The following is a 15,276-nucleotide window of genomic DNA, read 5'->3' as shown; positions in this document are numbered from 1 at the left end:
ATGTTTTTTACATGTTTTATTGGACTAGTTTACTTCTTTGTGTTCATTGATAAAATCAATTACCTCTTCAGCAAATAAATCAGGTTCAACGAGCATGGGTGAGTGTCCAGAATCCTCAAAAATGACCAATTCTTTTGAGGTAGAACCAAGACCTTCAAACGCATCTTGTGCAAACTTGGTCGGTACCACCATATCATACTTGCCCCAGAGCACTAAAGAAGGTATCGTAATTTCATTGAGTCTATTCGCATAGGACAAGTTTTCAAAAATACCTTGATCTCCAACTAAAATAGATTGTGTACGTGAACCGCTCCACCTAACGGTTAAAAAATTATTTTTAAAAAATGCAGTGGCGGCCAGTTCTCCTTGAATGCGGCTTTTAATTTTATTGATGATCCTATCTTTGGCTAATTTTTCTTCAGCTTTATAAGCCTCACGATTCATAGTATAAAAATCATCATCCGAATAGGTTGTTGTATCCACCCCATCAATTTTATCTTTCACACGCTCCCAAAAGGAAACGCTCCTATTTGCAGCAATCTGTTCATCAGCCACCCTTCTGAAATTATCAGGGTATTCAAAGTATATTCCTTTCGCATCATGGGCACCATCAACTTCTATCCACCCTCTAAAAGCATCTTGATCTTTTAGCATAACAGCTGTTCCAAGAGTTCCTCCCCAGCTATGTCCCATCAAAAAGAACTGGGAATCATCTCCATATTTATGTTGTATTACTTTCACCAACGCCAGAACATCTTCAGCCATTATATCCACACTAATTTCATCTTTTGAATATCTCCCTTGCGACATCCCTGAACCGCGTTGATCAAAATAAACAACAGCACAAGTTTTTTCAATCTCACTTTTAATGGTTCCAGAACGATAGGTCAATCCATCTCCTCCAGGGCCTCCATGCAGAATGATAAGAAATACTTTTTCTGAAGCGTTACCATAAATATGCGCGGGCATATCCGCACCCTTGTGGCGCACATATAGTGTATCACTCAAATCATCAATATCCTCTTTAGCACAGGAGAGAACAATGAAAAATGAGAGTAAAAACAACACTTTTTTTCCTTGATTATAAACCATCTTTTGCATTTTTCTTTTTCTTTTTGAAGTTTAAACGATAACCGTATTCAATAGCGAATGAAGGCAGAGAATTGGCGTTATAAGGAGTTCGGAGCATATAAGTAAAGTTGAGATACCTACCAGTTAGTTTCTTGCCCTTTCGTGATTTTCCAAAACCAAAGGAAAAAGACGGGGCATAATAGTTTCTGCCTGGAAGAAAAACTTTGTTTACATCATCACCAGATACTTCATAAGTTTCTGGTAAAAATGCGCGGTAAAAGCCCAGCGGGTTAAATTGAATATTAATCTGTTTTCCTTTGGTATTGGTCCTACGCCAGAGAATTCCGTAATTCGTGAAAACACCCAGTTCTGTTCTGGGGTCCCAGCTAAGACCTAACGTTCCATTGAGCAACCATTGTTTTGTAATAACTTTTGTTCTCCGCTTTTTCTTTTTGGTAAGAACCTTCTCTTTCCAAAGGTATTCAGCTCCAAATGTTAGACCTGGATTCCAATAAAAATTCCCATAATAGCCTGCTCTGAATTCTGTTTTATCTAAGAAACTAGTAGAAGGGGTTTGGGGATTAATCTCAGAATTGGTTAAGTTTTGAGCTGTCAATGTACTGCACCATAGGCACAGAAAGACAAAACAGTATCTGTTCATTTTATGATTTGATGATGAAAGCCAAATGTACCTGTAGATTTGACCAAAACATTTGTCAAAAAATCATTTTTTTGAATTTCAAATAAAAAAAGCCCATCATTGCTGATGGGCTTTTTGTAAAACTTGAAAGTATATGTACTAGATAACTTTTACGTTTACTGCATTCAATCCTTTTTTACCTTCTTGTAGATCAAATTCAACTTCATCGCCTTCACGAATTTCGTCTACCAATCCAGAAATGTGTACAAAGTGATCTTTTTCAACTCCTTCTTCAGTGATAAAACCAAAACCTTTAGTGTCGTTGAAAAATTTTACTGTTCCTTTACTCATTGTAATGTAATTAAAATTATTATACTATTTGAACTGCAAATATGGAGCCATTAATTTGATATATAGCCAATTAACGTGTTTAATTTTCTGTATTTTACCGAAATAAAAATAAAATTGTCTTCATAATACACTGTCGGAAAACGTGTAAAGGGCTATATTCATTAGGATAAATTTGTTATTTGACATTGTAATTGCGTTATTTTTATACCCTTCCTTTTTTTTATGGTTTATTAAAAAAACACATTGCAAGGACTACATTTTTAATGAAATACTGTTAGAAAACTAATCTTAATAAAATTTTAGGTGAACAGAAATTTCAAGAATTTTTTTAGCCTTCTTTGGAAGTCGCTCTAATTTTGGTCAATAGCAATGGGGTTATTTGGGATATTCCAATATTTTGGCATTGGAGATAACGATGGTATTTCACCAACAGCAGATTTTCTACAGATACCCTTTTCAACTATAGTTCTTCATCATGCTTTTGTTGGCCTATCAAGGAGATGTTATCAATACTTCGGCTCGAATACAAGGGGAATGCAACAGACACAATGTCCATTTACTGATTTCTGATGCGCTATTAAAAGATTTAAAAATTAGCGATACTTTCTTATCAACATCTTTAGGTACCGTTCGGTTAAAGGGAAAACATAAAGAAATACAAATTCATACTCTTTTCAACCAACTATAAGCGCCCATAACATAAATTACTTCCACCAAACATCATAAACCTGCAAAGAATCTTTTGGGTTGATTACCTCCCCTATTTTTGGAGTTGCGATAGGAATATTTAATTCAGCTCCTTTTTTTACAACGCGTTCTATTGGATCTATCCAACTATGTAGTGCCAATTTAAATCCACCCCAGTGAATAGGCATAATAACTTTTGCTTTCACGTCTACACCTGCCTGAGCGGTTTCTTCCGGAAACATATGTATATCTGGCCACATAGCGTTGTATTGGCCGCATTCCATCATAGCAAAATCAAATGGGCCATATTTGTCACCTATTTCCTTAAAATGGCTTCCGTAACCACTGTCTCCACTAAAAAAGAGCTTGTCATTTGTAGATGTAAGTACCCAGGAGCTCCATAAAGTACTCTGTTCACTTCCAAATTTACGCCCAGAAAAATGTTGTGCCGGTGTGCAGGCAAATAACAAGTCTTTATAATTTGCTTCTTGCCACCAATCAAGCTCAACTATACGATTGCTTTCAACCCCCCATTCTTTTAAATGTACACCCACTCCCAGCGGGGTATAAAACATATCCACCTTGTCTTTTAACTTGGTAATGGATTCATAGTCTAAATGGTCATAATGGTCATGTGAGATAAGCACTACATCTATATTCGGTAGCTTCTCAATTTCCAGAGGCATTTCTTTATTGAAGCGATTTCCGCCCAATAATGGATGTGGTGCAGCAACAGTTCCAAACATGGGGTCTATCAAAACATTTTTACCCTCAACTTGCACTAAAAAAGCAGAATGTCCATACCAAACGAGCCGGGTATCATTTTTAAAATCGGCCACATTTACGGAATCCAATTTTTCAACCTTTATATCGTTGTCCGGGCTGCCACTAGGAACTTTTGTCGTAAAGAATTTGTAGGCAAGGTTTACCGTTTCCCCAAAGCTTAAATCTTTTGGAACGTCATTTTTGTTTACAAATTTCTTTCCATTATAATTCAATGATTTGGCATATTCCTTTTGTTGCTCTTTGGATACATCTCCACCAAAACTTGGATAGAAATTCACAAAAAGTAGATATGCAATTACTAAGAATCCAATCAAGGAAAGTATAATTACCAACATTCGTTTTAGGTATTTTTTAATTGTTTTCAATGATGTTTTGTTTTTCAACGACAATTACAAGAATTGGAAAGAAACAAAAGTAAGGAGAAGCAATGCTTTTATTCTAAAAACTTGCCCGTAGAGAAAAGGCATTAGGATTTACAGGTCTTCCAAAATTACCAATTGTCGCTTTTTTGGAATTTGTCCGGGACCGAAAACCAAGTTCCAGTAATAAATTAGGGTTGACCTCATACCCCATTCCAATGTTTAAATTAGTCTGCATAAGTTCATGTTGACCCGTAAATTGGTTGATATCATATTGAGCTTCTCCGCCTGCGATTAGGTAAAGCTTCTTTTTAACGTACCATTTTAAAAGCAATGAAGAGCCTGTTTGCTCATGCGTTCCAAATTTATCATAGAAGTGTTGTAGTTGAATCTGTAATTTTTCTGAAATTCTATACTCCATTGTAAGTCTTTTGTAAATCTCGTCGTTAACACCTACAGGGTAACCAATTCCATCAATAGTAAACCTTGGGAGTACATTTGCGTTGGTATCTGGTACCTCAACACCTTGTTGACCTATTGCAAGTAAGGAATACAGAGAAACAAAAAGGAAAACAAACAAATGCCTCATAAGACCAGTTATCTAAGACTACGTTTATAAATATATGAAATGCTAAAAGCCAAATAATCAGCATTCACGTAATTATTAAAACTTTAACGATATCAAAAAAGTATGCATTATGTATACTTTTAAGTGACTATTCATCTGACAACCATATTGTTACTCATCGCTTTTAAGGGCAAAAGGAATTCGTTTCAAAGCCACCTTTCCGTTACTTATTACCAATAAAACATCTTGGAGCGCCACAATATCCTCTAAAGGGTTGCTAGGTAGTAGAATCATATCTGCTTCCTTACCAGATTCCAATGTTCCAATCTGGTTGGTAAGCCCTAGAAGTTCCGCCCCATTTTTTGTGGCGGCCTCTAATGCTTGAAAATTTGTCATTCCCAACCTAACAAAATGTTCTGCTTCTAAAGAAACTCGTGTGGTGCTTTCTGCACTATAATCATTATCGGCACCAGTTGCCATTTTCACTCCAATATTCAACGCATCCTTGATCGTTCTTTCTGCCTCAACAAGCATAAACCTTCCACGCAGTTCAAGTGTTGGGTTACTGTATTCGCCTCCTGGAACTTTTAAGTCTTCAATGGTTATAAAAGTGGGGACCAAAAAGATTCCTTTTTTCTTCATTAGCTCAAGGGTTTCTCTACTTAGAAAAGTTCCATGTTCAATGCTTACTACCCCGGCCTCAGCAGCTGCACGACCTCCTTCATCGCCATGGGCATGCACCATCACCTTTAAATTATGTTTGGCTGCTTCATCAACTACTATGCTTAGTTGTTCTTTGGTATAGGTTTGTTGTCTTGGGTCAGTTTCTGGCAGTCCCGCCCGTTCAGTACCCCTAGTTTTAATAACGCCCACTCCTCGTTCGGCATTGATTCTTACCAGTTGGCGAAGGGCTTCTTCAGAATAAACGCCTTTGCTAAGATTACTCAATCTAACATCTGATAATATAGTTTCTCCTAAATTAGGGGTAACATACACTCCTGCACTTACAAAGTCAGGACCTGGTATAACTCCCTTTTTGGCCAGATTGCCAAGGGTTACATCTTGATAGAATTTTGTGCTAGCAGACCGCACGGTAGTAACGCCAGACATTAAGGCCCGTTCCGCAGCCTTAAAATCACTTATATGTGTGTGCGCATCTATCATCCCTGGCATAAGGAAGTAACCTAGGCCGTTAATTACTTCATATCCAGATGGGTCCTGATTCAATTGTTCCCCTATCCATTCTATTGTTTTCCCTTTTATTTTGACCGCAGATCCAAATGTGATTTTGTTGTTACTACCATCAAACAACTTCACATTTTTAATGTAGATGTTTTGGGCATTAAGGCTTAATGCTAAAGTCAATAATACAAGGGTTATGATTACTTTCATTTTACTGTGTATTGTATTACTATTTTTCAGAGTTTAATTTGGCCAATACAACTCAGGCAAACCAGCTTGCTTTAGTAATAGGTTATAGCTACTAACTTCTTGATTTTTAATATTTTGCAATTGACCATTTAATGTATTCCATTGTTGCAGATAATCTTTGGTCACCTCTCGCACTCCCGGCGTCATAGGTAAGTTTCCTTTTCCTATTCTATTAAGGAAATCTTTGAACTTTATTAAAAGACGGGCCTCAAACATATAATTGCTTTGGTATGTACGCATTTCTTTTTGAAGAATCTTAGATATCCAAATATCTATGTTCTGATTAAGTGCAGCTCCTTTTTCTTTTATATTTTGATCTTTGGAAACTCCCAGTATAAAATCCAATTGTTGTTTAATCTTGTGAAGGTCGCGCACACCTTTTGCCATTTCAGTAGCACCATTGTAAATAGACTTTGATATTTTGTCTCGCTCAACATAGGCAGCAGCAACATTATCTATACTGTTCGCAATGCGAGGATCAATTTTAATCTCAAAATCTTGGGTTTGACTAAACTCTCCTACCTTAAAGCGGACTTTATAGTTTCCAGGTGCTGCATTATATGCCGTTAAATCACGATTGGTTGTATACAGTTCTTTCAGACAGTCAAATCGGCCTATTTTCATATTCCATTGATATCTATGCGCCCCCAGCTTTCTTTTTAACTGAGGTTTTACCAGCGTATCACAACCAACCCTTGGGTAATCTGTAAACTCTGCATGGATTACCTGTCCTGTACTATCCATAATTTCTATGGACATTGGGGTGTTTTCGGAAACCTCCTTATTTAAGGCGTAATGAATCTGAGCCCCTTGAGGTGGATTTTCCCCATAACCTCCATCAATACTATAGGCCACAGAAAGCTCTGCATGAACATCACGGGGTTTGTAAAGAAAATAATCCGTTTTGGCAACTTCATCTGTTATCTGATGCAATGGAGTAAGGTCATCCAAAATCCAAAGTGCTCGTCCTTGAGTGGCAACTACCAAATCTTGGCGTTTTACCCGTAAATCCGTAATGGGAACTTCTGGTAAATTGTTCTGCAAGGGCAGCCATAGTTTTCCATCATTAAAAGAAACAAATACGCCTGTTTCGGTACCGGCATAAAGCAATCCTTTACGGTCTGGATCTTCTCTAACACTTCTGGCAAATGTATCACCAGGCAAGCCGTTTACAACTTTCTCCCAAGATTTACCATAGTTATTTGTTTTATAAATATGAGGGGTAAAGTCATTTAGTTTATACCCAGCCACCGCTATGTAAGCTGTTGCTGCATCGTGAGGTGAAGGTTCTACCACATTGATAATACTTTCTTTGAGCCCCTTTGGAGTAACATTGGTCCAACTGTTGCCGCCATCTTGTGTCAAGTGGACCAAGCCATCATCAGACCCTACCCAAATAACACCTTCTTTAACGGGTGACTCCTCTATATTGAATAAGTTATTGTAACTCTCAGCAGTAATCTGCTCGTTGCTGATTGGTTTACCACCTTTACCTTGGTGCTCCTTGTCATTACGAGTAAGGTCTTCGCTGATAACATCCCAAGTCACTCCTCTGTCAGAAGACTTCATCATGTATTGAGATCCATAATAAATCACATTTGGATTATGGGGAGAAACAATTACCGGACCATTCCAATTGGCACGATACTTTAAGTTTTTAGGTTGTTCACCAGTTACCCGTTCTGGATAAGGCCGCACCATACGCGTATTATCAATATCCCGATCCCATTCTACAAAGTTGCTTGCAAAATAAGTGGAATACACATATCTAGGATTATCCGGATCTAAGGCTACTGTAGAAGATTCTCCCGCACGCATTACATCCCAATGCATTTCCCCAATACCATCATCAACCACCCTACTATCAATCGCTATGGTACTGTTATCCTGTTGTCCAGAATAAACCCTATAAGGGTATTGATTATCCGTAATTGCCCTATAAAACTGCCCTGTGGGCTGATTCATCAATGTAGACCAGGTTTTTCCGCCGTTGTAGGTTACTGAACCTCCTCCATCATTGGCATTGATCATGATATCACTATTATTGGGATTGATCCATAAATCGTGATGATCTACATGGCTTCCCATAATACCTTCAAAGGTTTTACCGCCATCAATAGATTTCATTGCAAAACTGTTCATGACCCATAATTCATCTTCATCATTGGGGTCTGCAATAATATGCATGTAATACCAAGACCTGGCATAGGTTGTTGCGTCATTGGTCGTTTGTTTAAAGCTCTCTCCTGCGTCATCTGAGCGGTATACCCCTGCCTTTTCCCCCAAGGCATCAATAGCTATGTAAACAATATTAGGATTGGCAGGGGAAATAGAAATTCCCATCTTACCCTTTAGTTCAGGTAGACCTTTGGTAATCTCTTTCCAAGTTTTACCCGCATCCGTCGTTTTATAAATTCGACTAGCTGGTCCACCACTTTGTACTACCCATGGTTTACGATGAAAATCCCAGGAAGCAACCATCATAAAATTAGGATTATTGGCATCTACAGTCATGTCAACAATCCCCGAATCTTGGTTCACATATAAAATCTTCTCCCAACTTACCCCTCCATCTTCTGATAGGTACACTCCACGTTCTTCATTTGGCCCCCAAGGGTTCCCTTGTGCGGCTACATATACTTTATCTGGGTTTGTAGGATGTACATAAACATCACTAATATGGCGAGTAGCGGCCAGGCCCATATGTTTCCAGGTTTTGCCAGCATCAATAGATTTATAAAGTCCATCTCCATGAGAAGTTTTAACTCCACGAACCGGTGATTCTCCTGTACCCACATATATGATATTGGGGTCTGAAGGCGCTATGGTAATATCGCCAATACCCGTAGTATTAAAAAACCCATCCGAAATATTGTTCCATGTATTTCCGCCATCAGTAGTTTTCCATACACCACCACCCGTAGCACCCATATAATAGGTGAAAATATCATCAGCCAAACCAGCTACGGTTGTGGACCTTCCTCCTCTATACGGACCAATATTACGATATGTCAAGGTTTGATACAGCTTTTTATCTATTTGACCGTTAGTAGATTTGGTTTGTGCAACAGTGATAAAACACATGCTAAGACTAAGTGTAACTAGTAAAAGCATACTCCATTTAATTTGGTTGGATTTCAAAATCATGATGATAGTCTGTTTATAAAATTGTAGTTATAAAGATATCGTATTATCACCATCATAAAGTCAATATGACCGATTAATATTTCAATGCTATCCTCCTAGTATTCTTTACCTAAGTATAGCTTTAACACAAGTTTTATAAGTGAAGCCTTGAGGTTTCGAAGATGAATAAACTTAGTCTATCTAAAAATCCCTCAACTGAAAACATACATACATCAATTAAAATAATTGTACGTAAAGAATTGAATATATGTTTAATGAAAAATTAAGAAAATGATTACATTAATTACCGTATTACAACTACAATATTTATCATTCACGTTATGCGCAATAATTATTTATTTGGCAGGATTTGCACATGGTTTGATCTGGAAAAAAAGAAATAAAAACCTATAGGGTACTGGGAGAAAACCTTCAATACCTAATGAGCTATTTTTAGTTCCATAAAAAGATATTCATCCCGGCTTACATTTGAAGCGTTCAAGGAAACTTCTTTTAACACGATAAATTGAAAAACAAATAATTATAATGTAAAAAGGGAAGCAAAAGCTTCCCTTTTTTGTTTTCTAAACAATGATTGCCTATAGCTTTTTAGGCATGATAATAACGCTCATTGATTATTTTTCCATTCTTCCATTTGGTGCGAACTACTTGTTCAAATTTATGCTCCGTTCCGTCGTTAGTTCTAAACTCCATAACCGCCTCATAAAAAGTTACGTCATTTTTTACCGCAGGTCCACTTATAACATTATAACCATGAAAGGCTACCACGGTATTCAATAATTTCCTTTCCTCTGCTAAGGAAAAATCCTTTCCTATTTTGGCTGGATTGTTTCCTTCAAATAACTGCACATTATCATCTAAATACTCTTCCATTGCCTCTATAAATTTACCTTCAGCCAAAAGTGCGATAACTTCATTAGCCTTTGTTAATAATTCTTGTTCCAGTACTGTTGTTGCTGTTTCCATAATGATGTTTTTTAGATTTTAATTACTGATACAAAAGTGGGGTTAAACCCATGGAAATGGAATACCATTTTTTCCCGATGACATGTATAAATTACCTTAAAGGGTAAAAAATCATTGATTGACAGGTGGATTGGAAGAGATTTACGTTATTGAATAATAAAGTGTCAATTTAAAAGAGGAATAGCTTTTTTATTATTTTGTTACGCATTTGATAATAAGTTTTCGCGTAATCCTTAGAAGCCGAACGCAATCCCGAATTACAAAATATAGCAATGGTCATATCCTTATGGGGAAAATAATATAGGTCCGTTGTCATGCCTATACCTCTGCCGGAATGCCCCATCAGAAATTTATACGGAAAACTTTTGTCCGCCATTAACCCTAATCCATAGTCAGGTTTTTTTTCATCATTCCATGTCATCATTTCCTTTAAAATTTCCTCACTAAGAATTTCTCCTTTCACTAATTTTTCAAGAAAAAGACCCGCCTCCTCAATAGGAGCATAAACACCATCATCCCCACTATACCAATTTGTGGTTTCTATGGTTTGCTTTGATAGATTTTCAGTACTACTATTTAAATCAATATCACCATAATGCCCAACTAATCTCTCTGGAGGTGTTTGTTTATAATACGTATCCTTTAAATTGTATTTTTTTATGATATGTTCTCTCATAAAATTTTCATGCCCGTTTTGAACAATCGTATCCATAATCATGGTCAGTAGCAAGTAGTTTGTACTACTGTATTTGTATTCCCCTAGCGGTTTTGTATGTTCCGTTATGCCATAGGCGTATTTCCTTAATGCATCAATATGGGATAATGTGTCTAATTTTAAATTTCCTTTAAGGTATAGTTCGTTTAGTTCTGGATTTCTATTGTAATTGTATAATCCAGATGTGTGTCCCAATAGGTTTCTAATAGTGACATCTTTAGCAGTGGCAAATCCATCTATTATCTCTTTGGGCAAGTAGTTTTGAATTTTATCGTCCAAACCGATTTTTCCTTCTTCCACGAGTTTTAAAACGGATACGGCCGTATAGGTTTTACCAATACTCGCCAATCCAAATATGTCATTTTCCTGTAAAGGTATTTTCTCTTCTAAATTGGAGTAACCAGAAGTACCTATCCATTTTCCAAATTTTGGACTTTTTATGTATACGGAAACTCCAACAAGATTGTTGCTGGTGGCAGCATCCATGATTTTTTGAATTTTTCCAAGTTTTCCATTCTGGGTTTGTGCCAAGGTAGATGAAATGGCCATGCTCGTTAGCAATACAAAGGCTTTTAAATTTAACTTCAATTGTTTCATTGTTTTTCGTTTTTGATAACACAAAGGAATTATCCTATCGTTTCATCAAAAAGAAAAGTGAATCCTAAATACTTGAAGTGCTATTGAAATTAATTTAAACTGCTATTACGCCACTTGCGAAAAGAGGCTGCCTTAAGCCTGCTAATGGTTATTAAAGAATTATCATCAACTATATCCTTTAATTTTAAGTCGATTTTTCCGTAGGTAGATGATGAAATCGACAGAATCATTTCTTGCCGGATAATCATATTTCTATTGGCATGAAAAAACAAATGTTTTGGAAGCAATTCCATTAAAGTAAGAAGTGACCCATTAAATACTGCTTTACTGCCTTCATAGTATACCCAGACAATACCCAAATCACTTTTTACAAAGTTTATATCCTCCACATTTAATTGCAAAAGACCATTCCCTTTTTGTAGTTCTATTTGATTTGAGCTTTTTTCAAACTCGGATTTTAATTTATTCAGCTCTTTAGTGGAATCTGTCAAACTATGTTCCGCATTGATCCAGTTTTTATAAAAATACGCAGACCATTTAAAAAAAGTAAGCAGTAAAGCTACTACAAAAACACATACATTAATTATGAATAATTCTTTGAACGAGTAAAACCCATCCCCTATCAACCAGGTATAAACATTGCCAATAACATTAATTACCACTATCAATGACAAAGTCAAAAAGGCCAAATGATATATAAAACGTTTACCTAAATTATTTGTCCAACTAAGTTTTCTTTCTAATCTAAAATCAATAAACCGATTAATTTCTGTTAACATTCCCGAAAAAACAATAGCAATCAAAAACTCTTTTAAAATAAAATCTGGACGGGATGGATTGAAGATGAAATTGATTGCAATATTGGCTATAGAACCTAATAAAATTGGTTCTAGTATTCTCCAATAGATTCTGCTTTTAGAAGAAGCCATGTTTAATAGCAATTCGATTAATCTCTATTAATAGCACCAAATTATTTAGGGGTCATAGTTTTTCTGTCAATATGGCGATCATGGTTTTTATACCTTCCCTATAATTTCCCAGTCTAAGATTTTCATTTGGACTGTGTTGGTTGTTATCCATATTAACTGTTGGAACTATTACTGCCGGAACACCCAAAGTGTTTACAAATGGTGAAATGGGTATAGACCCGCCACCCATACGGATTTTAATAATATCATCATCAAAAGCCTTATCCAAAGCTTTTTCTAGCCAAACACCAACTTCTGAATTCATTTCTGTACGAAAAGATTGATAAGATAGCTCGTGTGTTAAAGTAGCAATTCTTTTATGCGTTAGTCTTTCTTCTTTGGTAGGCTCCCTATCCAAAATATAATATCCTTGATCTTTCACATGTGTTTTAATCAAATCCAGCAATCGCAGTGGGTCAGATTCCAAAACCAATCTAACATCTATCTCTGCCCTAGCCCAGCTTGGCACAATGGTTCTTGCCTTTTCATTGATCCAACCAGATTGCATACCCCTAATATTTAAAGAAGGGTATTGAATGGCTTCTTGGTAATTGCTCCCTACTTTATCTATATCGGCTATTTGAAGTTTGTCTCGAATAAAATCCTCATCGTCAGGTACGCCTTCCAATATTTTTTTAGTGGCTTCATCTATCGTTATACCATCATAGTATCCAGGTATGGTCACCCTCCCCTCATCATCCTTCATTGAAGCCAATAACTTGGACAACCCAAATGCTGGATTTGGTGCATAATTACCATAGTGGCCGCTATGTTGTGGCACAATTGGTCCATAAGTTGTTAATGTAAGCGTTGCTATACCACGTGCACCAAAAACCAAGGTAGGCTTATTGGTTATATGCAATGGTCCATCAAAAATCATCATCATGTCAGCTTTTAAAAGCTCCCTATTATCCAAAACGGCCTGCGGCAGACGAGGTGAGCCTAATTCTTCCTCAAAATCCATAATAACCTTTATATTGTAATTAGGTTGAAAGTTCTTTTCTGAAATAGCATCTAAAGCTGCCAAGAACATGGCGGCAGGGCCCTTTGCATCAGAGGCAGATCTCGCAAAAATCCTCCAATCATCATGGTAATTATTAAGGTCATAATTCTCTAAAGTCTTCCAGTTGCCCGAGGCTTCCTTTTCCTTAAAAACAGGAATATAGGGGCTTTTCTGAAACCATCTTGTGGTATCCACCGGTTGTCCATCTATCTGAAGATAAACCAACACCGTTTTCTTGGCTTTCTTTCCTTTTCTTTCGGCCAGCAACAAGGGAGCAACAGCAGTAGGTATTCGTGTGGTCTTAAAATTTCTATTTCCAAAAGCTTTTTCACACCATTGTATATTTGCTTCAAGACTCTCCGGGAAAATAGCATCATTTGGGATACTCAAAATATCTATAAGTTCTGTAAATGATTGTTTGGTGTATTTTTCTGCTAATTCTTCAAGTTTTTCTTGATCATAACGCTGTGCAAAAATTGTTATTGGTACCAGCAGCATTAAAAAATGTAGTAAAAATGATTTCATGATGGTTGTTTGTATTGGTTAAAGATAAATCTAAATAGGGAATATTTGGTTGGTTCAATTACCTAGGAAAGTTCAAACAAAAATTGGAGAACGTTTGAATTCTTGTGCTAGTAGGTCAGATGCAAAACAAATAAAAATCAGTAATTTAATAGTTTCTTTTAATTAGCTCGCAAAATGTTGTTTATCGACCTATATAACGCAGTTTTAAATACTTCCGTTGCTTCATATGACGACTTGCCCTACCCGGTAAAAAAGATGAAATTTAAAAAGGGGGACATCATTACAACCTATGGTCAAATAGAACGCAATGTATATTTCATGAATCATGGTATTGTAGAAATGACCATCAAAAGTTATATGTCTGAAAAAATCATTGATTTCTTTTTTGAAACAGAGATGTTTTGTGGTCTTACTTCTTTCCTTACACAGCTTCCAACTGACGTGCAAATAGTAGCACTCATGGATTGTGAAATGGAAATGATTAAATATGAGGATTTGATGAAAGCCTATGCTGTTTCTTTAGATGCAAACAAGTTTGGAAGAACAATTACTGAACAGGGCTATATTAGAAAATCCGACAGAGAAAAAGACCTTTTAACCAAAACCGCAGAAGAAAGATATGCAGAAATGTTTAGGACACGTTCTAGATATATTTCCAATATTCCAGTAAATAAAATTGCAAAATATCTCGGGATACACCCCGAAAGTCTTAGTAGAATTAGGAATAAAATTAATTCTTAACACCCACCTTTAATCTTTCGTGGTTTTTCTTTTAAAAAGTAGCTGAAAATAATTTTTCAAGTGTTTTAAGTGGTCCGCAGTAAGGTCTCTGCCCTTCAAGGCCTTCGATACTACAAAAGCACCTTCAAAGATAACAACAGTATGATCGGCCAGCGATTGGATGTCAATTTCAATTTTGGGATCATAGTCTTGCAGAACATCTCTAATTAACTGTTCCATGGTATTTCTCCATGTTAATATAGTTTCCGATATGTGTCGTAAAGTTTCCTCATCGAACTGACTGGGTTCATAGGTATAAGTAGCATACAAACAGCTATAAGGCTCCGATAAATCGGACATCATATCGACAAACTCCTGGATGAACTGTAAAAGGCGTTCCAAAGCATCACCCTCTAAGTATTTTGTCTTTTTTAAAGCCTCGTTCATATGCAAGATATCCTCCTTTGCATACTCTTCTATCAAAGCCTTTGCCAATGCACTCTTTGTTTTAAAGTGATAAAAGAATGCCCCTTTGGTAATTCCTGTTCTCTGTAATATTTGATCTATACTGGTCCCCGAAAATCCATTTTCGAATAGCAAGGCTTTGGATTCGGCCAATATTTTATCATATGTAGGTTTTCCATCTCTTCCCATTTGTTAAAGGTAGAAAATTTAAACAGACTAGTTGGTATGTTAAAGAATAATTTTATATTTGTACCAACTAGTCTGTTATAATATTATC

The 15,276-nt window shown here is 36.4% G+C and carries 14 protein-coding genes; 2 read left to right on the top strand and 12 right to left on the bottom strand.

The window, feature by feature from the left end; translation table 11 throughout:
- Nucleotides 1-24: 24 nt before the first annotated feature.
- The 3 genes from LV704_RS17880 to LV704_RS17870 all read right to left on the bottom strand — a co-directional run bounded on the left by LV704_RS17880 (nucleotide 25) and on the right by LV704_RS17870 (nucleotide 2,062).
- Nucleotides 25-1,101 carry an alpha/beta fold hydrolase gene (locus LV704_RS17880; protein ID WP_163422326.1) on the bottom strand — a complete coding sequence of 359 codons (1,077 nt, stop codon included), beginning with the start codon at nucleotides 1,099-1,101 and terminating at the stop codon, nucleotides 25-27.
- On the bottom strand, nucleotides 1,082-1,732 hold the full coding sequence (locus LV704_RS17875) for a hypothetical protein (RefSeq protein WP_163422327.1): 651 nt from the start codon (nucleotides 1,730-1,732) through the stop codon (nucleotides 1,082-1,084). Before LV704_RS17875 ends, LV704_RS17880 begins: the two co-directional genes overlap by 20 nt.
- A 138-nt stretch (nucleotides 1,733-1,870) precedes the next feature.
- The gene (locus tag LV704_RS17870) at nucleotides 1,871-2,062 is read right to left on the bottom strand and encodes a cold-shock protein (protein ID WP_163422329.1); all 192 of its coding nucleotides are present in this window, start codon (nucleotides 2,060-2,062) and stop codon (nucleotides 1,871-1,873) included.
- 475 nt (nucleotides 2,063-2,537) lie between these two features.
- On the opposite strand from LV704_RS17870, the gene LV704_RS17865 reads away from it, so the two are divergent.
- Entirely contained in the window at nucleotides 2,538-2,750 is a 213-nt protein-coding gene (locus LV704_RS17865) for a hypothetical protein (RefSeq protein WP_205597884.1), read from the top strand.
- A 16-nt stretch (nucleotides 2,751-2,766) separates the two neighbouring features.
- Here LV704_RS17865 and LV704_RS17860 read toward each other — a convergent pair whose 3' ends face one another.
- The 8 genes from LV704_RS17860 to LV704_RS17825 all read right to left on the bottom strand — a co-directional run bounded on the left by LV704_RS17860 (nucleotide 2,767) and on the right by LV704_RS17825 (nucleotide 13,814).
- Nucleotides 2,767-3,900 (bottom strand): MBL fold metallo-hydrolase, encoded by a 1,134-nt coding sequence (locus tag LV704_RS17860; RefSeq protein WP_317164642.1) that lies wholly within the window; start codon nucleotides 3,898-3,900, stop codon nucleotides 2,767-2,769.
- Nucleotides 3,901-3,973: 73 nt separating this feature from the next.
- Nucleotides 3,974-4,483, bottom strand: coding sequence for a hypothetical protein (locus tag LV704_RS17855; RefSeq protein ID WP_163422330.1), 510 nt, complete (start codon nucleotides 4,481-4,483; stop codon nucleotides 3,974-3,976).
- 150 nt (nucleotides 4,484-4,633) lie between these two features.
- Nucleotides 4,634-5,854: an amidohydrolase family protein gene (locus LV704_RS17850; RefSeq protein WP_163422332.1), complete on the bottom strand. Its 1,221-nt coding sequence runs from the start codon at nucleotides 5,852-5,854 to the stop codon at nucleotides 4,634-4,636.
- A gap of 33 nt (nucleotides 5,855-5,887) precedes the next feature.
- Nucleotides 5,888-9,007, bottom strand: a complete 3,120-nt coding sequence (locus LV704_RS17845) for a glycosyl hydrolase (protein WP_163422333.1) — start codon at nucleotides 9,005-9,007, stop codon at nucleotides 5,888-5,890.
- A 621-nt stretch (nucleotides 9,008-9,628) separates the two neighbouring features.
- Nucleotides 9,629-10,006 (bottom strand): hypothetical protein, encoded by a 378-nt coding sequence (locus LV704_RS17840; protein ID WP_163422335.1) that lies wholly within the window; start codon nucleotides 10,004-10,006, stop codon nucleotides 9,629-9,631.
- Between the two features lie 169 nt (nucleotides 10,007-10,175).
- Complete coding sequence (locus tag LV704_RS17835) at nucleotides 10,176-11,318, bottom strand: serine hydrolase (protein WP_163422336.1); 1,143 nt, start codon at nucleotides 11,316-11,318, stop codon at nucleotides 10,176-10,178.
- Nucleotides 11,319-11,407: 89 nt separating this feature from the next.
- Entirely contained in the window at nucleotides 11,408-12,247 is an 840-nt protein-coding gene (locus LV704_RS17830; protein WP_163422338.1) for a LytTR family DNA-binding domain-containing protein, read from the bottom strand.
- A gap of 52 nt (nucleotides 12,248-12,299) precedes the next feature.
- Entirely contained in the window at nucleotides 12,300-13,814 is a 1,515-nt protein-coding gene (locus tag LV704_RS17825) for a M20/M25/M40 family metallo-hydrolase (RefSeq protein WP_163422340.1), read from the bottom strand.
- 255 nt (nucleotides 13,815-14,069) lie between these two features.
- Between LV704_RS17825 and LV704_RS17820 the strand changes: the two genes are divergently transcribed.
- Nucleotides 14,070-14,555 (top strand): Crp/Fnr family transcriptional regulator, encoded by a 486-nt coding sequence (locus LV704_RS17820; protein ID WP_163422342.1) that lies wholly within the window; start codon nucleotides 14,070-14,072, stop codon nucleotides 14,553-14,555.
- A 9-nt stretch (nucleotides 14,556-14,564) separates the two neighbouring features.
- Here LV704_RS17820 and LV704_RS17815 read toward each other — a convergent pair whose 3' ends face one another.
- Nucleotides 14,565-15,188 carry a TetR/AcrR family transcriptional regulator gene (locus tag LV704_RS17815; protein WP_163422344.1) on the bottom strand — a complete coding sequence of 208 codons (624 nt, stop codon included), beginning with the start codon at nucleotides 15,186-15,188 and terminating at the stop codon, nucleotides 14,565-14,567.
- Nucleotides 15,189-15,276 lie beyond the last annotated feature (88 nt).

Source organism: Flagellimonas sp. CMM7, from assembly GCF_021390195.1.
In the GTDB taxonomy this organism is placed as follows: domain Bacteria; phylum Bacteroidota; class Bacteroidia; order Flavobacteriales; family Flavobacteriaceae; genus Flagellimonas.
The sequence above is the reverse complement of the archived record's forward strand: the minus strand, read 5'-3'. Positions and strand labels throughout refer to the sequence as shown.